The organism is Streptacidiphilus sp. EB129 (assembly GCF_041262645.1).
In the GTDB taxonomy this organism is placed as follows: Bacteria; Actinomycetota; Actinomycetes; order Streptomycetales; family Streptomycetaceae; genus Streptacidiphilus.
Genome location: NZ_JBGCCS010000018.1, coordinates 90,960 through 113,784 on the forward strand (window position 1 = coordinate 90,960; position 22,825 = coordinate 113,784).

Below are 22,825 nucleotides of genomic sequence, written 5' to 3' on the forward strand. Positions count from 1 at the left end.
CAGCCGCTCCTCTCACCACGGCGGCCGGCGGCTCCAGCGCCGCCAGGCCGTGGCCCTCGACGGACACGTCCGCGCTCGGCAGCCATGCCCCACACTAGGCGGCCCTCATGCCCCCCGCGCGGCGGCCGGGTACGGCCGGGGCATGGCCAATCGGCGCGTCGCCTCGCACCATGGAGGGAGGGAAGGGAGCGGAAGAGGGCGGCGTGCGACTCCTCTGGGTCTGACGGTGCCCCCGGTTCCTGTGACGTCCCCGGGATGGACCCAGCCATGATGAAGCTCCGTTCTCCAACCGAACGCACCCCCGCGCGCGGCGGGCGGTCGAGCCGACGCGCCGCCCCGCGCGTCGCCGCCCTGCGCGTCGCGGCCGTCGCCGCCGGGGCGGCGGTCCTGCTGGCGGGATGCGGCGGCGGGACGGGCGGAAACGGCGGGAGCAGCGCCCCCGGCGTCACGCATCCCGTTGCCACCGACTCTCCGTCCTCGACCGGGGCGAGGCCGTTGCCCGCACCGCAGCCGCTGGCGGACCCGTCCACCCGTCCCGGCGCCCCCACCGCGGCCACCGGTCACGCAACTCCGGCCTGCGGTAACGCGCTTCGGCTGGCCACCTGGTCGAACAGCCGCCTGGCGATGCTGACGATCACGGTGCCGGCCGCGGAGGGCGATCCGTCGAGCGTCACCGCCGAGGTCGGGGCGGGGGCGGGCGGGGTGCTGCTCTTCGGCAGCTCGGCACCGTCCGGCCTCGGCGCCGAGCTGGCCGCGCTGAAGGCACACGCGCCCGAGAGCTTCGGCCCGCTGGTGATGACGGACGAGGAGGGCGGTGGCATCCAGCGGATGGCCAACCTGGTCGGTTCGCTGCCGTGGCCCTCCTGGATGGGCGCCAACTGGAGCGCCGCACAGATCCGGCAGGCCACGGCACTGGTCGCCGCCAGGATGGCCGCCGCCGGCGTCACCATGGACCTCGCGCCCGTCGCCGACGTGGACGGCACGAACGCCCCGCCCAGTGCCACCGACCCGGACGGCTGGCGCTCCTTCAGCGGTAACGGCGCTGTGGCGGCAAGCGACACCATCGCCTACATGCAGGGCATGATCTCCGGCGGCGTGATCCCGGTGCTGAAGCACTTCCCCGGGCTGGGCGGATCCAGCTACAACTCCGATGACGGCCCCGCGAGCACCCTGCCGTGGCCGACCGAGCAGACGGTCGGCGTCCCGCCCTTCACCGCTGCTATCGCCGCCGGTGCGCCGGCGATCATGATCTCCAACAACACCGTCCCCGGCCTCGCCACCGACCCGGCTGGCCTCTCGCCCACCGTGATCACCGGCGAGCTCAAGGGCAGGCTCGGCTTCCACGGGCTGGTGATCACCGACGCCCTGGACGCCAAGGCTGTCTCCGCGGCCGGGTTCGACGTCCCGCAGGCGGCTGTTCAGGCCCTGCGGGCCGGTGCGGACATGGTCATGTTCGGCCTGGGGCCGAACGTCGGCGCCCAGACGTCAGCGACCGCCGCGGCGATCGTCTCGGCCGTGAACGGCGGAAGCCTCGCACGGTCCCGCCTGATCGACGCGGCCGGCGCCGTCCTGGCCGTCCGGCACATCGACCTCTGCCACAGCTGAGGTCCGGCCCGTCAGACGGCGCCGGGCACGGCGACGGACCTGATCAGCTCGCCGGAGCGTCCCCGGATGTCGATCCGGGCCGGCAGGGTGCGCTCCTGGACGCGCGTGCCGCCGGGCCCGGCCGGGTGCTCCTTGAGCAGCACGCCGCGGACCGCGTCCACCACCGAGGCCACGAGGGAGTCGTCGGTGATGGGCGTGACGTCGTCCCTGAGCCAGTGCAGGACGAGCACCCAGGTGTGACGCCCCGGGCTGGTCCGGGGCTGAGTGGGCTCCGCGCGGAGGCCGAGCCCGGAGAGGCCCTCGATGAGATCCCCGACGTCCTCGCCGTCGAGGTGCCGGAAGTTCTCTTCGATCAGCAGATGTGCCATGAGTGGGAACCCCCGTGTGCTGGTGCGGACTTGCGGGTGTGCGGACATCCGGGCGGTGCTCGCCCGTCGCCGGGGCTGGTGCTCCCGTCGGGTCGGCGCGGGTCATTCCACCGCACGGGGAGCACGGGACCTGAGCGTCTTGACGCGCTCGATACGCCTCGGTATCTGATCTTGATGCGTTCCTGTCTGACGGGTCGTCGCGGGGGAGGGTCGGTGGCTGTGGCGGGGCGGCGGCCGGATCAGTGGCCGGAGGGGACGAGGCGGCCGAGGAGTTCGCCGAAGGCGAGCAGGCGGTCGATCTGGCCCGGGCCGCCGTCGTCCAGGGACTTGCTGAAACGGAACGCCTCCGGCCGGAACCTGGCGGCCCCCGGCCCGCCCTCCTCCGGCGGCAGCGCGGCCATCTCCTGCACCGTGCCCGTCGTCACCACCACGTAGACGCCGCGCCTGGTCCGGCTGCCGGCGCCGTCCCGGCCGACCAGGGTGCGCATGCCCACGTGCCGGACCTCGGACAGCGGCAGCACCTGCACCGAGGAGTCCAGCACGGTGCCGCCCGGCGCGCCCGGGTCGGCGACCTCCTCGCTGTGCCACAGGATCAGCCGCCGCCCGTCGCACACCGCCGCCTCCTGCCAGACCGAGGCGCCGGACTCGGTCAGGTCCACCACCCGCTCCAGCGTGAAGCCCCGGATCCGGCGCCGCCCCAGCACCCCGCCGATGGCGGCCAGGGCCACGTCCGGATGCAGGAAGTAGGCCCGCGTCGCGTCCCCGAGCCGGCCGTACGGCGACCAGTCCCCGGCGGGCAGCCCGGAAGCGGGCCCCGCGTCCTCGTGGCCCTTCGTCACCCTGCTGAACATCGCGGCCCCCCTTGCCCGCCACACCTTCGCGTCCCCCACCAAAACCCTACCCATCACCGCCGACAGTGGGAGCTGTCCTACCCTGCCCGTACGCTGGGAACCATGCCGACCCTGCTGCTCGTCCGCCACGGCCGTTCCACCGCCAACTCCGCCGGGATCCTTGCCGGGTGGACACCCGGGGTGGAACTGGACGCGCACGGCTCGGAACAGGCCGAGGGCCTGGCCGAGCGCCTGTCCGCGGTCCCGCTCGCACAGGTGGTGAGCAGTCCGCTGGACCGCTGCCGGCAGACCCTCGCCCCGCTGCTGGCGGCCCGTCCGGAGCTCAAGCTGCGGCTGGACGAGCGGATCGGCGAGTGCCGCTACGGGGACTGGACCGGCCGGCCACTGGCCGAACTGGCCGGTGAGCCGCTGTGGAAGACGGTCCAGGCGCACCCCTCCGCCGCGGTCTTCCCCGGCCCCGAGGGCGAGTCGATGCGCGAGCTGAGCCACCGCGCGGTGGACAGCGTGCGCGAGTGGGACGCCGAGGTCGAACGCGAGCACGGCGCCGACGCGGTCTGGCTGGCCTGCAGCCACGGCGACGTGATCAAGGCGATCGTGGCCGACGCGCTCGGCCTGCACCTGGACAACTTCCAGCGGATCTCGGTGGAGCCCTGCTCGGTGACCGCCATCCGCTACACCCCGCTGCGCCCGTTCGTGCTGCGCCTGGGCGACACCGGTGACCTGAGCGGATTCGCGCCCCGCCCGGCCGCGGCGGGCACGGCCGCCACCGACGCCGTGGTCGGCGGGGACACCGGCATGCGTTAGCCGTCAGCGCGCGGCCCGCCCTGACTACGTGGGTTCCGTGGTCTGTTCCCGGGGCCTTCCTAGGTAGGGTGGGCTCGAACAGCGACGACCAGATCTGGAGCAGCCCCGTGCCTCGCCAGGTGTTCTTCTATGATCCGCCCGAGCGATTCGTGGCCGGTACGGTCGGCGAACCGGGCCAGCGTGCCTTCTACCTCCAGGCCAGCGACCACGGCCGGGTGACCAGCGTGCTCCTGGAGAAGACCCAGGTGGCAGCACTCGCCGAACGCGTCGAGGAACTGCTGGACGAGGTGGTCAGACGCAGCGGCGGCAGCACCGCCGTGCCCGCTGTGGCCCCGTCCGACCTGATCGACAGCGCACCGCTGGACCAGCCGGTGGTCGAGGAGTTCCGGGTCGGCACCATGGCCCTGGCCTGGGACGAGTCGATCGAACGGCTGATCGTCGAGGCCCAGGCCATCATCGAGGTCGACCCCGACGCCGAGTCGGACGAGCCCAACCTGTTCGAGGACGACGAGAACGGCCCGCCGATGCTGCGGGTGCGCCTCAGCGGCGCGATGGCGCGGGTCTTCGCCAAGCGCGCCCTGGAACTGGTCTCGGCCGGACGGCCGCCGTGCCCGTTCTGCAGCCTTCCGCTCGATCCGCAAGGGCATGTCTGCCCCCGTCAGAACGGATACCGGCGCTGAGTGAGCACTCCCGCTGAGCCGGCCGGCGAGCAGCCGGAGCCGCCCGAGGCCGATCCGGTCGCCTCGGCCGCACTGGCCGCCGCGCCCGAGCGGGCGCTGGCCCTGCTGCGCGACGGTGAGCTGCACATCCACGGACGGCTCACCGAGGCATCCAACGCGGCTTTCTACTGCACCGTCAGCAACGCCGAGGGTGACGAGGCGGTCTGCGTCTACAAGCCGATACGCGGCGAACGGCCGCTGTGGGACTTTCCCGACGGCACCCTGGCCGGCCGTGAGGTCGCCGCCTACCTGGTGTCGGCCGCGACCGGCTGGGGCCTGGTGCCGCCGACCGTGCTGCGGGACGGGCCGTTCGGCGAGGGCATGTGCCAGATCTGGGTCGAGTCCGACCCGGAGGCGCAACTGCTGGCCCTGCAGGACGCCGAGGAGCCGCTGCCCGGCTGGCGGGCCATCGCCCGCGCCGAGGTGGGGCAGGGGAGGACCGCGCTGCTGGTCCACGCCGAGGACGTCCGGCTGCGCCGAATGGCGGTGCTGGACGCGGTGCTGAACAACGCCGACCGCAAGGGCGGTCATCTGCTCCCGGCGGTGGACGGGCGCCTCTACGGGATCGACCACGGGGTGACCTTCGCCGCGCCGGGCAAGCTGCGCACGCTGCTCTGGGGCTGGGCCGGCGAACCGCTGGACGAGGACGCCCTGGCCGTCCTGGCCCGGCTGCGCGACCAGCTCGCGGGTGCGCTGGGGGAGCGGCTGGCGCCGCTGATCACCGGCGCCGAGATCGGCGCACTGCGCCGCCGGGTGGGGGAGTTGCTGGACTCCGGGCTGCACCCGGAGCCGTCCGGCGAGTGGCCGGCGGTGCCCTGGCCCCCGATCTGAGCCCGCCGGCGGTGCCGGTCGGGGCGACTGCGCCGGTGCCGGTGGCGGTCCGGTTTCCCTGTGCCGGTCGCGGTGCCGGTCGCGGTGCCGGTCAGGAACGGAGAAGCGGATGGCGCGGGCCCGGCCGTAGCGTGGCAGGCAAGGAACGCACGCCCCGGCGGCCGGTCCGGTCCCGGGCGCCGGTGTGGCGTGTCGCGGACCGGGCGGCGGTCGGGGCGACGACCGCCTGCCGAGCCGAGGAGCCACCGGTATGACCGCACTGCCCGTCTGGCCGCCCCGTTCCGTCGCCGTCCTCGCCACGCTCGCCGCGCCCACCACCGCGCCCACCACCACACCCACCGTCCCGGACGCGGCCCCGCAGACGGCCTCGTACGCGGTCCCGCACGTCGTCCCGGTCTCCGCCCCGGTCCGGGCCGGGGACGCGGGCATCCTGCTCAGCCTGCACCGGGCCGGCCGCTCGCTCGCGCGGCTGCGGGAGCGCCCCCAGGTGGCCCTGCTGGTCCTGCCCGAGGACGGCGCGGCCTTCACCGCCCACGGCACCGCCCGGATCGTGGCGGAGCCGATGGCGGGCGCGCCCGACTTCGCCGCCGTCGAGATCACCGTCACCGAGGTCGACCTGCACCGGCAGGCCACCGTCACCGGGGACGAGGGCCCGGAGCCGGCCGCGCGGGTCGCGGTGCTCCGCCAGCTCGCCGCCGTCCGGCTGCGCTGCCGGGTCGCCGCCCTGGGCCGCGCGACGCGATGACGCCCGCCTCAGCGGTCCGGCGCCGCCGTGCAGCCGGTGCGGCACCGGGTGGAGAGGCACTGGTGCGAAGATCAGTTGAGTCCGGTTAGAGTCATCCGTATGTATGCCTGGCCCGCCACTGACGTCCCCGCACTCCCCGGTCAGGGGAGTCCCCTGCGCATCTTCGACACCTCCGCGGGCTCGGTGCGGACCACCGAACCGGGGCCGACCGCCCGGCTCTACGTCTGCGGGATCACCCCCTACGACGCCACCCACCTCGGGCACGCGGCCACCTACAACGCCTTCGACCTGATCCAGCGGGTCTGGCGGGACGCCGGGCACGAGGTCGTCTACGTGCAGAACGTCACCGACGTCGACGACCCGCTGCTGGAGCGCGCCACCGCCACCGGCCAGGACTGGACCGAGCTGGCCGAGCGGGAGACCGCCCTGTTCCGCGAGGACATGACCGCGCTGCGGATGCTGCCGCCGGCCCACTACATCGGTGCGGTCGAGGCCATCCCCTCCATCGTCCCCATCATCAAGGACCTGCTGACCAGGGGCGCCGCCTACGAGCTCGACGGCGACATCTACTTCTCGGTCGAGTCCGACCCGCACTTCGGCGAGGTCTCCCGGCTCGACGAGGAGCAGATGCTGCGCCTCTTCGGCGAGCGCGGCGGCGACCCGGACCGCCCCGGCAAGAAGCACCGGCTCGACCCGCTGCTGTGGCTGTCCGCCCGCGAAGGTGAGCCGGCCTGGGACACCGAGCTGGGCCACGGCCGCCCCGGCTGGCACATCGAGTGCGTCGCCATCGCGCTGGACCACCTCGGCATGTCCTTCGACATCCAGGGCGGCGGCAGCGACCTGGCGTTCCCGCACCACGAGATGGGCGCCTCGCACGCCCAGGTCGCGACCAAGGCCCACCCGTTCGCCAAGGCCTATGTCCACGCCGGAATGGTGGCGCTGGACGGCCAGAAGATGAGCAAGTCGCGCGGCAACCTGGTCTTCGTCTCGGCGCTGCGCCGGGCCGGCGTTGACCCGGCCGCGATCCGGCTGGCACTGCTGGCGCACCACTACCGCTCCGACTGGGAGTGGACCGACGCGGACCTCGAACGCGCCCAGGACCGGCTGGCCCGCTGGCGCGCCGCGGTGTCCCGTCCGGACGGCCCGGACGCGGCCGAGGTGCTGGCCGAGGTGCGTGCCGCCCTGGCCGACGACCTGGACGCCCCGCGCGCCCTGGCCGCCGTGGACATCTGGGCCGCCCGCCAGGAGGCCGACGGCGGTGAAGACATCGGCGCGCCCGGCGTGGTCTCGCGCACCGTCGACGCCCTGCTGGGCGTGGCTCTCTGACGGTCCGGCACCGAGCCGGACGCCACTCGGGGGACCGGCACGGTCCGGTTCCCCGAGGCTCCGGGTCGGTCGCGGTGGAACCGGACGCGGGCCCGGTCCGGTCGCGGTGGAACCGGACGCGGGCCCGGTCCGGCCCCGGCACGCCGGTGCGCGTCGTGCCGACGCGGGTCACACCGGCACGTCGGACCCGGGGCTGTCGGCCGGGGCGCCGTAGGTGCGGCCCTTCCAGGCCGCGCCCCGGCCGCGCCAGTGCTGCACCGCCGAGTCCACCGTCATCAGCAGGTAGAGCGAGGCGGTGAACGGCAGCAGCAGCGCCGCCGCGGCACGCTGCCCGTAGTAGCGCAGCATCGGCACGAAGGTGCACACCATCAGCCCGTACGCGGCGGCGGAGACCAGCGCCAGCGGGAGATCGGCCGTCGCCACGCCGACCACCAGCAGCACCGGCGGCACCAGGTAGACCAGGCCCAGCCCGAGCACCGTCCCCAGCAGCAGCAGGACGGAGTGCCGCAGCTGCGCGTAGGCGCTGCGGGAGACCATCCGCCACAGCTGCCCCAGCTCCGGGTACGGGCGGACGCTGTCGACCTGCTCGGCCAGGCCCAGCCAGGTCCGGCCGCCGCCGCGCTTCACGGCCCGGGCGAGGTTCACGTCGTCGATCACCGCGCCCCGGATCGCGGCCACCCCGCCGGCGCGCTCCAGAGCCTCGCGGCGCACCAGGGTGCAGCCCCCGGCCGCCGCGGCGGTGCGTGTGCCGGGCCGGTTGCTGCGGCGGAACGGGTAGAGCTGGGCGAAGAAGTAGACGAACGCCGGGACGATCAGCCGCTCCCAGCGGGTCTCGGTCCGCAGCCTGGCCATCTGCGACACCAGGTCGTAGCCGCCCTCGGCGGCGGCGACCAGCCCGTCCAGCGAGTCACGGCCGTGCGCGATGTCGGCGTCCGTGAACAGCAGGTACTCCGCGTCCCCGGCCAGTTCCACGCCGTGGCGCAGCGCCCACAGCTTCCCGGTCCAGCCCTGCGGCGGCTCGCCGGGGCTGGTCACCGTCAGCGGCAGCGAGCCGGGGGCCGCGCCGAGGCGGCGGGCCAGCTCGCCGGTCCCGTCACTGCTGCCGTCGTCCACCAGGATCACCCGGGCCGGCCCCGCATACCCCTGCGCCAGCAGCGAGGGCAGGCTCAGCGGCAGCACCTCCGCCTCGTCCCGGGCCGGCACGATGACGACCACCTCCGGCCGGTGTTCCGTGCCGGGGACGTGCGGGGGCAGGCGGACGTCGGTCCGCCAGAAACCGCCCTGACAGAACGTCAGCCAGAGCCAGGCCAGCAGCGACGCGGTCGACACCCCGAGCAGCACGCTCATCAGTACAGTCACCCGCGCGAGTATGCCGCAGAGCGGACGGTTCCCGGTGCTGCCCCGGACGCGGACTCGGGGTCGAGCACGCGATCGACTATGGTCGTGGACTGTGAAGATCGCCCTCATGGACTCCGGAATCGGCCTCCTCGCCGCCGCCGCCGCGCTGCGCGGCCTCCGTCCGGACGTCGACCTGGTCCTGTCGTCCGACCACCCCGGCGGCATGCCCTGGGGGCCGCGCACGCCCGAGGACCTCACCGGCCGGGCCCTCGCCGTGGCCCGCGCCGCCGCCCTGCACGCGCCGGACGCGCTGATCGTCGCCTGCAACACCGCCTCGGTGCATGCCCTGGAGGCGATCCGGGCCGAGCTGGAGCCGGGCATCCCGGTCGTCGGCACCGTCCCCGCGATCAAGCCGGCCGCGGCCACCGGCGGCCCGGTCGCGATCTGGGCCACCCCGGCGACCACCGGCAGCGCCTACCAGCGCGGCCTGATCCGCGACTTCGCCGACGGTGTGGACGTCACCGAGATCCCGTGTCCCGGTCTCGCCGACGCGGTCGAGCGGGCGGACGGCCGGGCCGTGGCCGAGGCGGTCGCCGCCGCGGCTGCGCTGACCCCCGCGGGCACCCGCGCGCTGGTCCTCGGCTGCACCCACTACGAGCTGCTGGAGCAGCAGATCCTGGACGCGCTCCGAGCGCGCCTGGACGACCCGGCGGCGCTGACCGTGCACAGCTCGGCGCTGCCCGTCGCCGAGCAGGCCCTGCGCCGCGCGGGGGACACCGCCGAGGGCGGCTCCGCCCTGCTGGTGCTGCGGGGCGGCGAGACCGTGGAGCTGTCCTCCGCCGCGCTGAGCTACCCGCAGGGCCGGCTGCTGCCGGGCCTCGCCGAGCCGGTCCGCTAGGCCTGCCGGTCCGCTAGGCCTGCCGGTCCGCTAGGCCTGCCGGTCCGCTAGGCCTGCCGGCCCGCGAAGACCGGCCGGGCCGGCTACCGGGCTCCGGGTTCGGACTCCGGCGCGGAACCGGCCAGGGTGTCGCGGAGGGTGCGGAACTCGGCGGCGATGCCCTCCAGCGTGTAGTGCGCGTTCAGCCCGCTGGGGTTGGGCAGGACCCAGACCTGGGTGCCGCCGATGCCCTCCGGCTGGGGACCGACCACGGCCTTCGGGCGGCGGAAGGCGGTCCGGTAGGCGCCGATGCCGAGGACGGCCAGAGCGCGGGGCCGCAGCCGCTCCACCCGTTCGACCAGCGCGGCGCCGCCCGCGCGGTACTCCTCGGCGGTGAGCTCGTCGGCCTTCGCGGTGGTCCTGGCCACCACGTTGGTGATGCCCAGACCCAGCGCGACCAGTTCCTGCTGCTCCTGCGGGGCGAGCTGCCGGGGCGTGAACCCCGACCGGTACAGGGCGGGCCAGAAGCGGTTGCCGGGCCGGGCGAAGTGGTGGCCGGTGGCGCCCGACCACAGCCCGGGATTGATGCCGCAGAACAGCACCCGCAGCCCGGGCCCGGCGACGTCCGGGATCGTCGCCGTCTTCGCCGCTTCCAGTTGCGCCGCCGTCGGCGCCGAAGTCCTTCGCACCGACCCATTCTCCAACGGCGGCCGGGGCCGCGGCACCGACCCCGGCACGAACCTGCGCTCAGCCCGTCAGGTCGGACCGTCAGGACCGACCGCCAGGTCAGACCGTCAGGTCAGACCGCGACGGCGCTGCGCAGTCGGCGGACCGTGGGGGTCCAGCCGGCGAGGACGCCGTCGAACAGGCCCCGGGGGGTCGCCGCGTCGACGTTCAGCCGGCTGATCCGCAGCGGGTCCGGATGGGCCTGGACGGTCGACCGCAGGTCGAAGAGGTTGCCGTCGCTCAGGAACGCGCTGCGGTAGCCGTAGCCGCGCAGCACCGCGTCGGCCCGCGCGTCGGGAACCCCGCCGGGGTAGGCGAAGGCGCTGGGCTGCTCGCCGGTCAGCACGGTCAGCCGGTCGTGGCCTCCGGCGACCTCCTCGCGCACCACGTAGTCGTCGCACTGGTCCAGCCGGGCGTGACCCATCGAGTGGTTGCCGATGTCCACGCCGCCGTCGCGCAGCAGCGCCAGGTCGGCGCGGGTCAGCTGCGGGCTGCCGGGCGCCTGACGGCGGGCGGTCACCCGGAGCTCCTCCAGGGCACGTCGCCGGTCCGGATCCGGCATCGCCGACAGCGCGCCGACCGTGCCGCCGGGGGTGCGCGCGGAGAGGCCGCGGGCATGGCCGCCGTTCTTGCTGAGGAACTCGGCCTCCTGCCACCAGTACGGGCGCTCGGTGTCGACCAGCCCGGCGACGACGAAGGCGACGGCCGGGATCGCCCGTGCGGCCAGCACCGGCAGCGCGGTGGTGACCACACTGCGCCGGCCCAGCTCGAAACTGACCAGTACCGCGTGCGGCGGCAGCGGTTCGCCGCCGCTGAGTGCGTTCTGCACCTGGTGCAGTGAGACCGGGGACGCGGTCCGCAGCAGGCGCTCGGCCTGGGCCCGGAACACCGTGGGGTCGTCCAGGCACTGGAAGGTGAGCACGGCGAGCCGCCGCGCCACGCGGCCCCGAGCCCGGGCACACGCCGTGGACAAGCGTGCCCCGGTGGTGGTCGGGACGGAGCCCAGCCGATCCGCCGGGCGACTCATGGTGGTGAGATTCGCGTGTCGCACGAACGTCCCTTCCATCGCGCCGAGAGCCGCCGATGACGTGGCACCGGCATGGCCTACCTCTCCAACAACTGGAAGACCCGCTTCTATGACGGAAGGTTGTACGGCTGGTGTAAGAAGATTTCGGCCCCGGCCACCTCGCGGACAGAATGGGCGCATGGCAGCCCCGAAGGACGCGCAGGACCCGCACCACCCGTCGCCGGACCAGGTCGGCGACCCCGTCCAGGGCCATGTCCAGGACAACTTCCAGGGCCATGTGAAGGACCACGATCACCGGGAGCAGCCGGTCGATCCGCTGCCGGTGGAACGCCGGGTGGATCTCGGCCTGGCCCGGCTGCTGCCGGACCTGGACCGCCCCAGGGGCTGGCTGCTGACCATGGACGACGCGCCGCAGTCCTACGTCGACCTGGACGACCCGCTCTACCTGGAGTTCGAGTACGTCCAGCGACTCGCGCACGTCGCCGACCTCGCCGCCGCCTCCGGTCACCCGATCGAGGCGCTGCACCTCGGCGGCGGCGCGCTCACCCTGCCCCGCTACCTCGCCGCGACCCGGCCCGGCTCACGGCAGCGGGTCGTCGAGATCGACGCCGCGCTGATCGCCCTGGTCCGCGAGCACCTGCCGTGGCCGGCCGGTCCGCACCTGGACGTCCACGCCGCCGACGCCCGGGCGTTCCTGACCGCCGCCCCGGACGCCTGCGCCGACCTGCTGGTCGCCGACGTCTTCGGCGGAGCCATCGTCCCGGCGCCACTCACCTCGCTGGAGTTCGTCCGCGAGGCGGCCCGGGTGCTGCGGCCCGGCGGCAGCTACGTCGCCAACATCGCCGACGGCGCCCCGCTGGACTTCGCCCGCAGCCAGCTCGCCACGGTGCGCGCGGTCTTCCCGGAGGTCGCCCTGGTGGCCGAACCCTCGGTGCTACGCGGACGCCGCTACGGCAACCTGGTGCTGATCGCCGGACGGCAGGAGTTCCCGGTCGCCGAGCTGGCCCGGCGCACCGCCGCCGACCCCTTCCCGGCGCGGGTGGTCCACGGCGACCGGCTCGACCTGCTCATCGGCAGGGCCGAGGCGGTCACCGACGCGAGCGCCGTCCCGTCCCCGCCCCCGCCGGACGGCGCCTTCAGCCTCTGAGCGGGTGGGGGCGGGCGGCGCGGGCGGCCGGCGGGCTCCGCCGGCCGGTGGGTTCCGCCGGCCGGTGGCGGGCCCCGCCCCGGCGCCCGGTCAGCTCACGATGCGGGCCAGGGCGAAGCCGTCGTAGCCGCGCGCGCCCACGGTCTGCACCGCCGTGCCGTCCAGGCGCGGCTCGTCGGCGATGAACTCCAGCGCGGCCCGGGTACCGGCGTTGCCCGCGTCCCCGTCGTCGTACCGCACCACACCGCCGCCGCGCACCACGTTGTCGACCACGATCACACTGCCGGGGCGGCCCAGTTCCAGGGCCCAGCGCACATAGTTGGCGTTGTTCGCCTTGTCGGCGTCGATGAAGAACAGGTCGAACGGCTCCGCGCCCTCCCGCTGCAGCGCGGCCAGGCTCTCCAGGGCCGCGCCGACCCGGACCTCGACCACGTCGGCCAAGCCGGCGACCGCGATGTTGCCCCGGGCGACCTCGGCATGCCTCGGGTCGAACTCCAGCGACACCAGCCGGCCGCCCTCGGGCAGCGCGCGGGCCATCCAGATCGTGGAGTAGCCGCCCAGGGTGCCGATCTCCAGGATCCTCCGGGCCCCCTGGAGCTGCGCCAGCAGGTTCAGGAACTTGCCCTGCAGCCCGGAGACGGCGATCTGCGGCAGCCCGGCCGCGTCGCTGGCCTTCACCGCCGCGTCGAGTGCGGCGTCCACGGGGGTCAGGGTCCGGGCGAAGTAGTCGTCAACTGCGTTCCACTGCTCGTCATGGGTGCTCATGCGATGCCTCCGGGGTCTCGAACCGACCTTGTCCAGGGGAAAACCTATCCTCCGGCAGTGACAGGCGAGGCGGAACGCCACCAGCCCTACCATGGCGGCATGCGCCTCATCGGAGAGATCGACCCCGCTCGCCCGCTGCTCGTCGTCGCCGTCGCCGAGGAGGCGACCCACCTCGACGGCGGGCTGCCCGTGCTGCTCACCGGCATGGGCAAGGTCAACGCGGCCACCGCCGTCGCCACCGTGCTGGCCCGGGGGCCGCGACCGGCCTCGGTGGTCAACCTCGGCACGGCCGGAGCACTGCGTCCCGGCCTGGCCGGGACGCACGAGGTGCGGACGCTGCTGCAGCACGACCTGGACAGCGAGCTGCTGCGGACCCTGACCGGCGAGGTGTACGGGCCGCCGCTGGAACTGGACGCGGAGGGGCTGGTGCTGGCGACCGGTGACCTCTTCGTCGCCGAGGAGTCGGCACGGCAGCGGCTCGCGGAGCGCGCGGACCTGGTGGACATGGAGGGCTACGCCGTCGCCGGCGCGGTCCTGGCGGCGGGGCTCCCGGTGCGGGTGGTCAAGCACGTGAGCGACGAGGCAGGGGAGGGCGCGGAACGCACCTGGCGCGAGTCGGTGGAGGGCTGCGCCCAGGCCCTCGGCCTCTGGGCGCGCGAGAACCTGGGCTGAACGGTGCGGCCATGGGCCTGCCGCGTGGCCTGCGCCGGGGCGCTCACGCGCTGGTGACGTGGAAGACCGGGAAGCCGGGGGCGATCTCCAGGAGCCGGCTCTCCGGGGACTTCGCGTTCACGTCCTCGAAGAACATGCCGACCTCCCAGGCCCAGCGGCGCAGGTACTCGCGCAGGACGACCGGCTTGTCGGCGTCGGCCACCTCCTCGGCGCAGAAGGCGTCCGCACGGCGGCCGAGCCGGAGCTCACCGCCGCCCGCGACGCGCAGGTTGCGCACCCACTGGGTGTGTCCGCGCGGGGCGACCAGGTAGCGCTCGCCGTCGATCACCAGCAGGTTGACCGGGTTGGTACGCCACTCGCCGCTCTTGCGGCCGCGCACGGCGAGGGTACGGGAGCCCAGCAGGCTGATCCCGACCCGGCCGAGCCAGATCATCACCCTGTGGGTGGCCCGGTCCAGGGGGACCATCAGCCTGCCGCTGGGGGTGACCAGGCGCAGGGCGGGAGACTGGGAGGGGGACTGCGCGTCGGAGTGGGCGGATGGCTGGGCGGCGGGCTGGGCGATGGGCTCGGACATGGTCTGCTCCTCAGGTTCGCGTTCGGTGATCTGATTCAAGAGCAGTGCTCTCGTTTGCCTGATGTCGACTATGACGCGAGCGCTGCGCCCTGTCAAGAGCACTGCTCTCGTTTGATGTCGGTGCTCTTCTTTGTGGCAGACTGCTCTCATGGCAGCGATTCAAGGTGCACGGGAGCGGGCCCGCGAGGAACTCACCCGCGAGATCAAGGAAGCCGCCCGGCGGCAGCTCGGAGTCGAGGGCGCCCAGCGCCTCTCCCTGCGCGCCGTGGCCCGGGAACTCGGCATGGCCTCCTCCGCCCTCTACCGCTACTTCCCCAGTCGGGACGACCTGCTCACCGCCCTGATCATCGACGCCTACAACGCCCTGGGCGACCAGGTGCAGCGCGCCGTCGAGGACGTCGTCCCGGCCACCGACACCCGCGCCCGCTGGTACGCCCTCGCCCATGCCGCCCGCGCCTGGGCCAAGACCCACCCGCATGAGTACGCGCTGCTCTACGGCACCCCCGTCCCCGGCTACTCGGCGCCGACGGAGACCATCGCGCCCGCCTCCCGGGTCGCACTGCTGCTGGTGCAGCTGCTCCGGGACACGGTCGGCCGCTTCGAGCTGCCGGCCCCGGTCCGGCCGATCCGCGGGGAGCCGGCCCAGCAGCTCGCTGCCCTCGCCGCCGTGGTCGCGCCCACCGTGCCGCCGCCGCTGCTGGCCCGCGGGCTGGCCGCCTGGGCCCAGCTCTACGGTCTGATCAGCTTCGAACTCTTCGGCCAGTTCGTCGGCACGGCGGACCCCGCCGACGGCTTCTTCGCCCATGTCGTCGAGGAGATGGCGGATCTTCTCGGGCTTCCCGAGGCCACCTCATAGGCTCTCCCCATGCCCATTCCTGAATTCGTGCGCGAGTTGCGCGCCGCCATCGGCCCGCGACCACTGTGGATCTCCGGCATCACCGCTGTCGTCGTCGACGAGCGGGGGCGGCTGCTGCTGGGCCGCCGCTCAGACACCGGACGCTGGGCCCTGATCGCCGGGATCATCGACCCGGGCGAGCAGCCCGCCGACGCGGCCGCCCGGGAGTGCTGGGAGGAGACCGCGGTCCGGGTGGTCCCCGAGCGGCTCACCAGCCTCACCGTCTCGACCCCGCGGGTGCACGCCAACGGGGACCAGGCGCAGTACCTGGAGCTGACCTTCCTGTGCCGGGCGGAGGGCGGTGAGGCCAGGGTCAACGACGACGAGTCGCTGGAGGTCGGCTGGTTCGAGCTGGACGCGCTCCCGGCCGAGCTGGACGACTCCGCCCGGTACCGCATCGGCTGCGCGCTCAGCGGTCGCCCCGAGACGGCCTTCGCCTTCGACCCGGCCCTGCTGGACGCGGTGGCGCGGTGACCGGCCGGGACCTTCAGGACCTTCAGGACCTTCAGGACCTTCAGGACCTTCAGGACCTTCAGGACCTTCAGGACCGTCAGGACGGCAGGTGCGGTCAGGTCTTGCGCACCAGGTAGCCGTCCTCGGCGGCCTCGATCACCGCCGCCAGGTCACCGCCCGCCGAGGCGGTGGCCACGGCGGCGATCGCGCCCTCGACGAACGGCGCGTCGGCGAAGCGGGTCGGGAAGGGGAGTCCGCGGGCCTCGGCCTCGGCCAGCAGGCCGCGTACCGTCCGCACCGCCGCGCCCAGGTCGGCCAGCACCGCGACGCCCATCCCCTGGTCGGCCTGCCGGGCGGCGGCCAGGACCAGGACCGCGCTGGTGCCGGTCCCGCCGTCGATCGTGCCGCCCGCGGTCGCCACCGGCGCCGGGTCCCCGGTCCCCAGCAGCTCGACGGCCAGTCTCGCGGTCGCCTCGGCAAGCGCCGGACTGTGCGAGACCAGTACCACCCCGACCCGGTCCAGGGCCGGCAGCGGCAGCATCCGCAGCGGCCGGGCCCCCGCCGCCGGTTCCTGCTCCGGCTTGTCCTGGGGCTCGTCCTCGGGACGCAACGCCACCACCCGCGCCTCGCCGCCCATAGCCGTCGCACTCTCCCTGTCGCCGAGATCGCCGGCGGGCCCGCCGCCCGCCCGCCCCGTCAGCGTAGGTCGCCACTTCGCCCGGATCGGTCCGGGACACGCGGAGCAGCCCCGCACCGGCGGAGCTGACGATCAGTCAGCCATGGCCGGGCATGCACCTTCCCTTATTCTAGAACGTGTTCTAGCGTGGCGCGCGACTCCACACCAGCCCGACTCCACACCAGCCCCACCCCGTACCAGCCCGACTCCACCACCTGCCCCGACCCCGAGGGGACCGCGATGCACCTCGACTACACGCCCGAGCAGCAGCGCCTCCGCACCGAGCTGCGCGCGTACTTCGCGGAGCTGATGCCGCCGGAGGCGCACGGCCGGCTCAACGACCCGCGCCGGCAGAAGCAGTTCTACCGCGAGGTCAACCGCCGCCTGGGCGCCGACGGCTGGCTCGGCGTCGGCTGGCCGGTGGAGTACGGCGGCCGGGGGATGAGCCCGGTCGAGCAGTTCGTCTTCTTCGACGAGGCCGCCCAGGCCGGGGTCCCGCTGCCGATCATGGCGCTGAACACGGTCGGTCCCTCGATCATGAAGTTCGGCACGGACGAGCAGAAGGACTTCTTCCTGCCCCGGATCCTGGCCGGCGAGCTGGACATCGCCATCGGCTACTCCGAGCCGGACGCGGGCACCGACCTGGCCGCCCTGAAGACCCGTGCCGTGCTGGACGGCGACGCCTACGTGGTCAACGGCCAGAAGATCTGGACCACCAACGGCGACACCGCCGACTGGGTCTGGCTCGCCGTGCGCACCGACCCGCAGGCCCCACCGCACAAGGGCATCAGCATCCTCATGGTCGACACCACCGACCCGGGCTACAGCACCACGGTGATCCGCACCCTGGCCGGCCACGACACCACCGCCAGCTACTACCAGGACATCCGGGTCCCGGTCGGTCGCCGGGTCGGCGCGGAGAACGCGGGCTGGCGTCTGATCACCAACCAGCTCAACCACGAACGGGTCACCCTCGCCGCCCATGCCACCATGGCCAACCGCGCACTGGCCGAGGTGCAGCAGTGGGCCAGGTCCACCGAACTGTCCGACGGCCGTCGGGTGGTCGACCTGCCCTGGGTGCGCCAGCGGCTGGCCCGTACGCACACCCGGCTGGACGCCGTGAAGCTGCTCAACTGGCAGATGGTGGACGCGGTCCAGCGCGGCGCGCTGACCCCGCACGACGCGTCAGCGGTCAAGGTCTACGGCAGCGAGGCCCGCCGCGACGCCTACGCCTGGCTGATGGAGGTGGTCGGCGCGGCCGGCCCGCTCAAGGAGGGCTCGGCCGGATCCGTCCTGCAGGGCAACCTGGAGCGGGGTTACCGCAGCGCGGTGATCTTCACCTTCGGCGGCGGCAACAACGAGATCCAGCGCGAGATCATCTCCTGGATCGGCCTCGGCATGCCCCGCGTCCGCCGCTGACCGGCTGGCGACCCGGCGTGCTGCGGCCGTCTCAGGCACCCTTCAACCGACGGACTCGGAGCAGGATCAAGCCGGTGGCGCGGTGTATTTCGCCAGGGTTGCCTTGCTGGTACCGGCATCCACGAACGAGAGTGTCCACGGCCCGGTGTTCACGTCGAACTCCTTGCCGAACCCGACCCACTTCCCGGCCATCCTGCGGCCGGTGGGCTCGACCAGGAGCTGGATCGCGCCGTGGTACCGCGCGCCGGAGTAGTACCCGTCTGCCGCCGTCTGCTCGGTCCACGTGCCCGTGACCACGTTCCGGTCAGTGGACGTTCCGTGGTGCCCGGGGATCCGCTCACCCCGGTGTCGGTGGGGACCGTCATACTGTGGGGGCAGCCGAATGACTGGGGGCGCGGGGCGGTGGAGGCGGGAACACTGGTCCAGGGCCGTTACCGGCTGCTGGACCTGCTCGGCCGGGGAGGCATGGGCGAGGTCTGGCGGGCCGAGGACGAGTACCTGGGCCGGCGGGTCGCGGTGAAGTGCCTGCGTCAGGGGGCCGCCCACCGTGACGAGCGCCAGGCCGAGCTGCTGCATGAGCGCTTCCGGCGCGAGGCCCGGCTGGCCGCCGGGCTGCAGCATCCGGGAATCACCGTGGTGCACGACTACGGCCAGGTCGACGGCGCACCGTACCTGGTGATGGAGCTGCTCGACGGCTGTGACCTGGGGCGGCTGCTGGACGACAGTCCCGGGCGCGGGCTGCCGGTCGGCGAGGCGCTGTCCGCGGCGCGGCAGATAGCCGCCGCGCTCGCCTACACCCACGCCCGGGACGTGATCCACCGCGACCTCAAGCCCGCCAACCTGATCCGCACCCCCGACGGCACGGTGAAGATCTGCGACTTCGGGATCGCGCGCCTCAACGGCGACGTCGGCCTCACCTCGCGGCTGGGCGGCGGCAGGTCCCCCATGGGAACCCCGTACTACATGTCGCCGGAGCAGATCGAGGGCACCGACGTCGACCATCGCAGCGACCTCTACGCCTTCGGCTGCGTCCTGTACGAACTCCTCACCGGCGCGCCGCCGTTCGCCGTCGGTGACCCCCTGGTGATCCTGCTGGACCACCGTGACACCGCACCGAGGCCGCCGCGCGAGCTGCGTCCGGAGATCCCCGAGGGCCTGCAGCGAGTGGTGCTGGCCCTGCTCGCGAAGGATCCCGAGGACCGTCCGGCCGACGCCGCGACGGTGCTGCGGATGCTGGAGGACGCGGGGCCGGCCGAGCGCGCCGGCCTGCGGCTGCCGGACTGGGCGCTGGAGATGGGCCCGGTGCCGGTCTCGTTGGTGCGGGTGCTGCCGGAGAGCGTCGCGGTCGCCGAGCTGACCCGCTCCTGGGGTTCGGATACCGCCTCGGACACCGCCCGGGCCTCCGTGACGTCCGGCTGACGCCGGCCGGGTGAGAGCCGGCAGCAGATTATCTGACTGATCGTCAGATAATCTCTTCCAGTCTCCGCGCTGCTGCGGCATGCTGCCCTCCATGAGGACGGAACTCAGCGAACGGCTCGGTATCGAGCACGCCATCTTCGGCTTCACCCCCTTCCCCGCGGTAGCCGCCGCGATCACCCGGGCCGGCGGTCTCGGCGTCCTCGGTGCGGTCCGTTACGGCGAGGCGGAGGAACTGGCCAAGGACCTCGACTGGATGGACGCCCACGTCGACGGCCTGCCCTACGGCGTCGACGTGGTGATGCCGGCGAACAAGGTCGAGGGGGTGTCGGTCGCCGACGTCGAAGGAATGATCCCCGAGGGCCACCGGGCCTTCGTCCGGGAGACGCTGGCCCGCTTCGGGGTACCGGAACTGGCCGAGGGGCAGCGGGCCGGCTGGCGGATCACCGGCTGGATGGAGGCCGTGGCCCGCTCCCATGTCGAGGTCGCCCTGGAGCACCCGATCCGGCTGCTCGCCAGCGCGCTGGGCTCACCCCCCGCCGACGTGATCGACCGTGCCCATGGCGCGGGCGTCCTGGTCGCGGCCCTGGCGGGCAGTGCCCGGCACGCCCGGCACCACGCCGAGGCCGGCATCGACATCGTCGTCGCCCAGGGCCACGAGGCCGGCGGGCACACCGGCGAGATCGGCACCATGGTGCTGGTCCCGGAGATCGCCGCGGCCGTCGCACCACTGCCGGTCCTCGCGGCCGGCGGTATCGGCACCGGCGCCCAGGCCGCGGCGGGCTTCGCGCTCGGCGCGCAGGGCGTGTGGCTGGGCTCGGTCTGGCTCACCGTCGCCGAGGCCGAGCTCACCTCGCCGGTGCTGCGCGCCAAACTGCTGGCGGCCGGCTCCGGTGACACGGTCCGTTCGCGCTCGCTCACCGGCAAGCCGGCCCGGCAACTGCGCACCGCTTGGACCGACGCCTGGGACGAGGACGCGAGCCCCGGGACGCTGCCGATGCCGCTGCAGGGCCTGCTGGTGGCGGACGCGCTGAGCCGGATCCAGAACTACGAGACGCCCGAGCTGATCGGCACCCCGGTGGGGCAGATCGTCGGGCAGATGACCGAGGAGCGGCCGGTGGCCGCCGTCATGGACGAGCTGACCCGCGGTTTCGAACGCGCGGTCGCCCGGCTCGACCGCATCGCATCCCGCGAAGGAGGGCACGAGTGACCACTCAGCCGCCCGCCCAGCCACCCGCCGGCTTCTGGGCCCAGGCCGCCGCCAACCCGGACCGGGTCGCGCTGACCGCCCCCGACGGCACCGACTGGACCGCGGGCCGGCTGCTCGCCGCGGCCAACCAGCTGGTGCACGGACTGCGCGAGGCCGGGCTCAGCACCGGTGACGCCTTCGCCGCGGTCCTGCCCAACGGCGTGGAACTGTTCACCGCCTACCTGGCCTCCGCGCAGGCCGGGTTCTACCTGGTCCCGATCAACCATCACCTGGTCGGCCCGGAGATCGCCTGGATCGTCGCCGACAGCGGCGCCAGGATCCTGATCGCGCACGAGCGCTTCGCCGAGGCCGCCACCGCGGCCGCCGACGAGGCCGGACTGGCCAAGGAACGCCGCTACGCGGTCGGTGACCTGCCCGGTTTCCGCCCCTACCAGGACCTGCTCGCCGACCAGTCCGCCGGCACCCCCGCCGACCGCACCACCGGCTGGGTGATGAACTACACCTCGGGCACCACCGGACGCCCGCGCGGCATCCGCCGCCCGCTGATCGGCAAGCCCCCGGAGCAGACCGCGCTCGGTGGCTTCCTCGGCATCTTCGGGATCCGGCCCGGCGACGGCAACGTCCACCTGGTCTGCTCGCCGCTCTACCACACCGCCGTGCTGCAGTTCGCCGCCGCCTCGATGCACCTGGGCCACCCCGTGGTGCTGATGGACCGGTGGACCCCGGAGGAGATGCTGCGCCTGATCGACCGTCACCGGGTCACCCACACCCATATGGTGCCGACCCAGTTCCACCGGCTGCTGGCACTGCCCGCCGGGACCAGGGCCCGCTATGACGTGTCCTCGATGCGGCACGCCATCCACGGGGCGGCCCCGTGCCCGGAGCACGTCAAGCGCGCGATGATCGCGTGGTGGGGCGAGTCCGTCGAGGAGTACTACGCCGCCAGCGAGGGCGGCGGCACCTTCGCCACCGCCCGGGAGTGGCTGGAACGCCCTGGCACCGTCGGCCGGCCCTGGCCGATCAGCGAGATCGCCGTCCTGGACGATACGGGAGAGCCGGTGCCGACCGGCGAACTCGGCACCGTCTACCTGAAGATGAACACCGGCGGCTTCAGCTACCACAAGGACGAGGAGAAGACCCGGCAGAACCGGGTCGGCGGCTTCTTCACCGTCGGCGACCTGGGCCTGCTGGACGCGGACGGCTACCTCTACCTGCGGGACCGCAAGATCGACATGATCATCTCCGGTGGGGTCAACATCTACCCGGCGGAGATCGAGTCGGCGCTGCTCGCGCACCCCGGCGTGGCCGACGCGGCCGCGTTCGGCATCCCGCACGACGACTGGGGCGAGGAGGTCAAGGCCGTGGTCGAGCCCGCGCCCGGACACAGCCCGGGTCCGGAGCTGGCCGCCGGGATCCTCGCGCACTGCGAACGGCAGCTGGCGAAGTACAAGTGCCCCCGCTCCGTCGACTTCGTCGCTGAGCTGCCCCGCGACCCCAACGGGAAGCTCTACAAGCGCCGCCTGCGGGACCCCTACTGGGAGGGCCGCACCCGGCAGGTCTGACCCCCGCTGCACGGCCCCAGCCACACAACGTTCCTGACAGGGACTCATCCTGAGATACCGTCAGGCACGTTGTGCGTGCCTCCGGTTCGGACGCGCGGGGTCAGGCCGGTGTGACGCGGTAGGCGCGGCCGTCGGCGGAGCGGGTCAGCAGTTGCGCCTCGACCAGATAGCGGCGCAGCGCGGAGGGGTCGTCCCAGTACTGGCGCAGTGCGATGTTGACCTCCGGCTCGCCGTAGCTGACGCCGGGGGAGAAGATCCGCTCGGTGAGATGCTCCAGCAGCGCCTGCCGCAGCGGGGGACGTACCGGCATCGTGGTGAGCCGCCCGTCCTTGAACAGCCGGGCCACCTCGTCCTGCTCCGTGGCCTCGGCCGGGCTCAGCGCCTGGGCGAACGCCTCGGTGTTCGCCACCGCCGTTCCGTCCGGGCGCAGCTCCACCAGGCCTGCCTGGGCCAGCCGTTGCAGATGCCGCCGACCGCCGGACTCGGCGGCTTCCAGCTCGTCCGTACCGACCCCGTCCGCCCCGGCGAGCACCGCGCGGGCGAAGGTCCGCAGCCGGGCGGGATCGGCGAGCGCCGAGGCAAGCGGGGCGATGGTGGCGATCTGTGGCATGGCATGGTCCTCTCGGAAGCGGTCCGGCCCACGCTAGGAGCCGACGAGACCGGAGCGCCACCAGATTTCCCGGCGGTGCGGAAGCGGGCCGAGCGAATGCCGACGGCGCGGGGAGCCGCCGACCGTACCTCCGGTGGAGGTCCGGCCGTGCGGTTCCCCGCGCCGCCGACTGATGCCCGATCCGCCGTGCTACCGGCGGGAGCCGTCGG

At 73.8% G+C, this 22,825-nt stretch carries 24 protein-coding genes and 1 pseudogene; 15 read left to right on the forward strand and 10 right to left on the reverse strand.

Features of this window, described 5'->3' with window-relative positions:
• The first annotated feature begins 267 nt into the window (after positions 1–267).
• Positions 268–1,605: a glycoside hydrolase family 3 N-terminal domain-containing protein gene (locus ABH925_RS22305; protein ID WP_370150524.1), complete on the forward strand. Its 1,338-nt coding sequence runs from the start codon at positions 268–270 to the stop codon at positions 1,603–1,605.
• 11 nt (positions 1,606–1,616) lie between these two features.
• On the opposite strand, the gene ABH925_RS22310 is transcribed toward ABH925_RS22305, so the two are convergent.
• Together ABH925_RS22310 and ABH925_RS22315 are read right to left on the reverse strand one after the other, a co-directional pair.
• Entirely contained in the window at positions 1,617–1,973 is a 357-nt protein-coding gene (locus tag ABH925_RS22310; RefSeq protein ID WP_370150525.1) for a hypothetical protein, read from the reverse strand.
• Positions 1,974–2,212: 239 nt separating this feature from the next.
• Positions 2,213–2,824 (reverse strand): hypothetical protein, encoded by a 612-nt coding sequence (locus ABH925_RS22315; protein WP_370150526.1) that lies wholly within the window; start codon positions 2,822–2,824, stop codon positions 2,213–2,215.
• A gap of 102 nt (positions 2,825–2,926) precedes the next feature.
• On the opposite strand from ABH925_RS22315, the gene ABH925_RS22320 reads away from it, so the two are divergent.
• From ABH925_RS22320 to mshC, 5 genes are all read left to right on the forward strand, one after another.
• Positions 2,927–3,628 carry a histidine phosphatase family protein gene (locus tag ABH925_RS22320; protein WP_370150527.1) on the forward strand — a complete coding sequence of 234 codons (702 nt, stop codon included), beginning with the start codon at positions 2,927–2,929 and terminating at the stop codon, positions 3,626–3,628.
• A gap of 107 nt (positions 3,629–3,735) precedes the next feature.
• Complete coding sequence (locus ABH925_RS22325; RefSeq protein WP_370150528.1) at positions 3,736–4,308, forward strand: DUF3090 domain-containing protein; 573 nt, start codon at positions 3,736–3,738, stop codon at positions 4,306–4,308.
• 72 nt (positions 4,309–4,380) lie between these two features.
• Positions 4,381–5,178: an SCO1664 family protein gene (locus tag ABH925_RS22330; protein ID WP_370150604.1), complete on the forward strand. Its 798-nt coding sequence runs from the start codon at positions 4,381–4,383 to the stop codon at positions 5,176–5,178.
• Positions 5,179–5,428: 250 nt separating this feature from the next.
• Positions 5,429–5,923 (forward strand): pyridoxamine 5'-phosphate oxidase family protein, encoded by a 495-nt coding sequence (locus ABH925_RS22335; RefSeq protein ID WP_370150530.1) that lies wholly within the window; start codon positions 5,429–5,431, stop codon positions 5,921–5,923.
• A 99-nt stretch (positions 5,924–6,022) separates the two neighbouring features.
• Positions 6,023–7,249, forward strand: coding sequence for a cysteine--1-D-myo-inosityl 2-amino-2-deoxy-alpha-D-glucopyranoside ligase (mshC, locus tag ABH925_RS22340; protein ID WP_370150531.1), 1,227 nt, complete (start codon positions 6,023–6,025; stop codon positions 7,247–7,249).
• A gap of 168 nt (positions 7,250–7,417) precedes the next feature.
• Here the strand turns inward: mshC and ABH925_RS22345 are convergent, their stop codons facing one another.
• Complete coding sequence (locus tag ABH925_RS22345) at positions 7,418–8,596, reverse strand: glycosyltransferase (protein WP_370150605.1); 1,179 nt, start codon at positions 8,594–8,596, stop codon at positions 7,418–7,420.
• 103 nt (positions 8,597–8,699) lie between these two features.
• Between ABH925_RS22345 and ABH925_RS22350 the strand changes: the two genes are divergently transcribed.
• The gene (locus tag ABH925_RS22350; RefSeq protein WP_370150532.1) at positions 8,700–9,485 is read left to right on the forward strand and encodes a glutamate racemase; all 786 of its coding nucleotides are present in this window, start codon (positions 8,700–8,702) and stop codon (positions 9,483–9,485) included.
• 83 nt (positions 9,486–9,568) lie between these two features.
• On the opposite strand, the gene mug is transcribed toward ABH925_RS22350, so the two are convergent.
• Both mug and ABH925_RS22360 read right to left on the reverse strand, forming a co-directional pair.
• On the reverse strand, positions 9,569–10,153 hold the full coding sequence (mug, locus tag ABH925_RS22355; protein WP_370150533.1) for a G/U mismatch-specific DNA glycosylase: 585 nt from the start codon (positions 10,151–10,153) through the stop codon (positions 9,569–9,571).
• 110 nt (positions 10,154–10,263) lie between these two features.
• On the reverse strand, positions 10,264–11,112 hold the full coding sequence (locus ABH925_RS22360; protein WP_370150534.1) for a polysaccharide deacetylase family protein: 849 nt from the start codon (positions 11,110–11,112) through the stop codon (positions 10,264–10,266).
• Positions 11,113–11,395: 283 nt separating this feature from the next.
• Here ABH925_RS22360 and ABH925_RS22365 point away from each other — a divergent pair, with 283 nt between their 5' ends.
• Complete coding sequence (locus ABH925_RS22365; protein WP_370150535.1) at positions 11,396–12,364, forward strand: spermidine synthase; 969 nt, start codon at positions 11,396–11,398, stop codon at positions 12,362–12,364.
• Positions 12,365–12,454: 90 nt separating this feature from the next.
• Here ABH925_RS22365 and ABH925_RS22370 read toward each other — a convergent pair whose 3' ends face one another.
• Positions 12,455–13,129, reverse strand: coding sequence for an O-methyltransferase (locus tag ABH925_RS22370; protein ID WP_370150536.1), 675 nt, complete (start codon positions 13,127–13,129; stop codon positions 12,455–12,457).
• Between the two features lie 99 nt (positions 13,130–13,228).
• Between ABH925_RS22370 and ABH925_RS22375 the strand changes: the two genes are divergently transcribed.
• Positions 13,229–13,801, forward strand: coding sequence for a nucleosidase (locus ABH925_RS22375; RefSeq protein ID WP_370150538.1), 573 nt, complete (start codon positions 13,229–13,231; stop codon positions 13,799–13,801).
• Positions 13,802–13,844: 43 nt separating this feature from the next.
• Here ABH925_RS22375 and ABH925_RS22380 read toward each other — a convergent pair whose 3' ends face one another.
• A complete protein-coding gene (locus ABH925_RS22380) occupies positions 13,845–14,267 on the reverse strand; it encodes a nitroreductase/quinone reductase family protein (RefSeq protein ID WP_370150606.1) in 423 nt (140 codons plus the stop codon).
• Positions 14,268–14,523: 256 nt separating this feature from the next.
• Here ABH925_RS22380 and ABH925_RS22385 point away from each other — a divergent pair, with 256 nt between their 5' ends.
• The gene (locus ABH925_RS22385; protein ID WP_370150539.1) at positions 14,524–15,231 is read left to right on the forward strand and encodes a TetR/AcrR family transcriptional regulator; all 708 of its coding nucleotides are present in this window, start codon (positions 14,524–14,526) and stop codon (positions 15,229–15,231) included.
• A 9-nt stretch (positions 15,232–15,240) separates the two neighbouring features.
• The gene (locus tag ABH925_RS22390; protein ID WP_370150540.1) at positions 15,241–15,744 is read left to right on the forward strand and encodes an NUDIX domain-containing protein; all 504 of its coding nucleotides are present in this window, start codon (positions 15,241–15,243) and stop codon (positions 15,742–15,744) included.
• Positions 15,745–15,838: 94 nt separating this feature from the next.
• Here the strand turns inward: ABH925_RS22390 and ABH925_RS22395 are convergent, their stop codons facing one another.
• Complete coding sequence (locus ABH925_RS22395) at positions 15,839–16,264, reverse strand: PTS-dependent dihydroxyacetone kinase phosphotransferase subunit DhaM (protein WP_370150607.1); 426 nt, start codon at positions 16,262–16,264, stop codon at positions 15,839–15,841.
• A 375-nt stretch (positions 16,265–16,639) separates the two neighbouring features.
• On the opposite strand from ABH925_RS22395, the gene ABH925_RS22400 reads away from it, so the two are divergent.
• Positions 16,640–17,818, forward strand: coding sequence for an acyl-CoA dehydrogenase family protein (locus ABH925_RS22400; protein ID WP_370150608.1), 1,179 nt, complete (start codon positions 16,640–16,642; stop codon positions 17,816–17,818).
• 66 nt (positions 17,819–17,884) lie between these two features.
• Here ABH925_RS22400 and ABH925_RS22405 read toward each other — a convergent pair.
• Positions 17,885–18,130, reverse strand: a pseudogene (locus tag ABH925_RS22405) (XRE family transcriptional regulator); the annotation flags it as partial.
• 90 nt (positions 18,131–18,220) lie between these two features.
• Between ABH925_RS22405 and ABH925_RS22410 the strand changes: the two are divergent.
• From ABH925_RS22410 to ABH925_RS22420, 3 genes are all read left to right on the forward strand, one after another.
• A complete protein-coding gene (locus ABH925_RS22410) occupies positions 18,221–19,237 on the forward strand; it encodes a serine/threonine-protein kinase (protein WP_370150541.1) in 1,017 nt (338 codons plus the stop codon).
• A gap of 91 nt (positions 19,238–19,328) precedes the next feature.
• The gene (locus ABH925_RS22415) at positions 19,329–20,444 is read left to right on the forward strand and encodes an NAD(P)H-dependent flavin oxidoreductase (protein ID WP_370150542.1); all 1,116 of its coding nucleotides are present in this window, start codon (positions 19,329–19,331) and stop codon (positions 20,442–20,444) included.
• Positions 20,441–22,006, forward strand: a complete 1,566-nt coding sequence (locus ABH925_RS22420; protein WP_370150543.1) for an acyl-CoA synthetase — start codon at positions 20,441–20,443, stop codon at positions 22,004–22,006. Before ABH925_RS22415 ends, ABH925_RS22420 begins: the two co-directional genes overlap by 4 nt.
• A 100-nt stretch (positions 22,007–22,106) precedes the next feature.
• Here the strand turns inward: ABH925_RS22420 and ABH925_RS22425 are convergent, their stop codons facing one another.
• Positions 22,107–22,616, reverse strand: coding sequence for a DUF2087 domain-containing protein (locus ABH925_RS22425; protein ID WP_370150544.1), 510 nt, complete (start codon positions 22,614–22,616; stop codon positions 22,107–22,109).
• Between the last annotated feature and the right edge of the window lie 209 nt (positions 22,617–22,825).

Excerpts from the sequence above, each read along its gene's own strand:
- ABH925_RS22310 (WP_370150525.1), bottom strand. The coding sequence starts at position 1,973 with ATGGCACATCTGCTGATCGAAGAGAACTTCCGGCACCTCGACGGCGAG.
- ABH925_RS22365 (WP_370150535.1), top strand. The coding sequence starts at position 11,396 with ATGGCAGCCCCGAAGGACGCGCAGGACCCGCACCACCCGTCGCCGGAC.
- ABH925_RS22370 (WP_370150536.1), bottom strand. The coding sequence starts at position 13,129 with ATGAGCACCCATGACGAGCAGTGGAACGCAGTTGACGACTACTTCGCC.
- ABH925_RS22320 (WP_370150527.1), top strand. The coding sequence starts at position 2,927 with ATGCCGACCCTGCTGCTCGTCCGCCACGGCCGTTCCACCGCCAACTCC.
- ABH925_RS22415 (WP_370150542.1), top strand. The coding sequence starts at position 19,329 with ATGAGGACGGAACTCAGCGAACGGCTCGGTATCGAGCACGCCATCTTC.
- ABH925_RS22345 (WP_370150605.1), bottom strand. The coding sequence starts at position 8,596 with ATGAGCGTGCTGCTCGGGGTGTCGACCGCGTCGCTGCTGGCCTGGCTC.
- ABH925_RS22425 (WP_370150544.1), bottom strand. The coding sequence starts at position 22,616 with ATGCCACAGATCGCCACCATCGCCCCGCTTGCCTCGGCGCTCGCCGAT.
- mshC (WP_370150531.1), top strand. The coding sequence starts at position 6,023 with ATGTATGCCTGGCCCGCCACTGACGTCCCCGCACTCCCCGGTCAGGGG.
- ABH925_RS22390 (WP_370150540.1), top strand. The coding sequence starts at position 15,241 with ATGCCCATTCCTGAATTCGTGCGCGAGTTGCGCGCCGCCATCGGCCCG.
- ABH925_RS22395 (WP_370150607.1), bottom strand. The coding sequence starts at position 16,264 with ATGCTGCCGCTGCCGGCCCTGGACCGGGTCGGGGTGGTACTGGTCTCG.
- ABH925_RS22305 (WP_370150524.1), top strand. The coding sequence starts at position 268 with ATGATGAAGCTCCGTTCTCCAACCGAACGCACCCCCGCGCGCGGCGGG.
- ABH925_RS22375 (WP_370150538.1), top strand. The coding sequence starts at position 13,229 with ATGCGCCTCATCGGAGAGATCGACCCCGCTCGCCCGCTGCTCGTCGTC.
- ABH925_RS22335 (WP_370150530.1), top strand. The coding sequence starts at position 5,429 with ATGACCGCACTGCCCGTCTGGCCGCCCCGTTCCGTCGCCGTCCTCGCC.
- ABH925_RS22400 (WP_370150608.1), top strand. The coding sequence starts at position 16,640 with ATGCACCTCGACTACACGCCCGAGCAGCAGCGCCTCCGCACCGAGCTG.
- ABH925_RS22315 (WP_370150526.1), bottom strand. The coding sequence starts at position 2,824 with ATGTTCAGCAGGGTGACGAAGGGCCACGAGGACGCGGGGCCCGCTTCC.
- ABH925_RS22385 (WP_370150539.1), top strand. The coding sequence starts at position 14,524 with ATGGCAGCGATTCAAGGTGCACGGGAGCGGGCCCGCGAGGAACTCACC.
- ABH925_RS22380 (WP_370150606.1), bottom strand. The coding sequence starts at position 14,267 with ATGGTCCCCCTGGACCGGGCCACCCACAGGGTGATGATCTGGCTCGGC.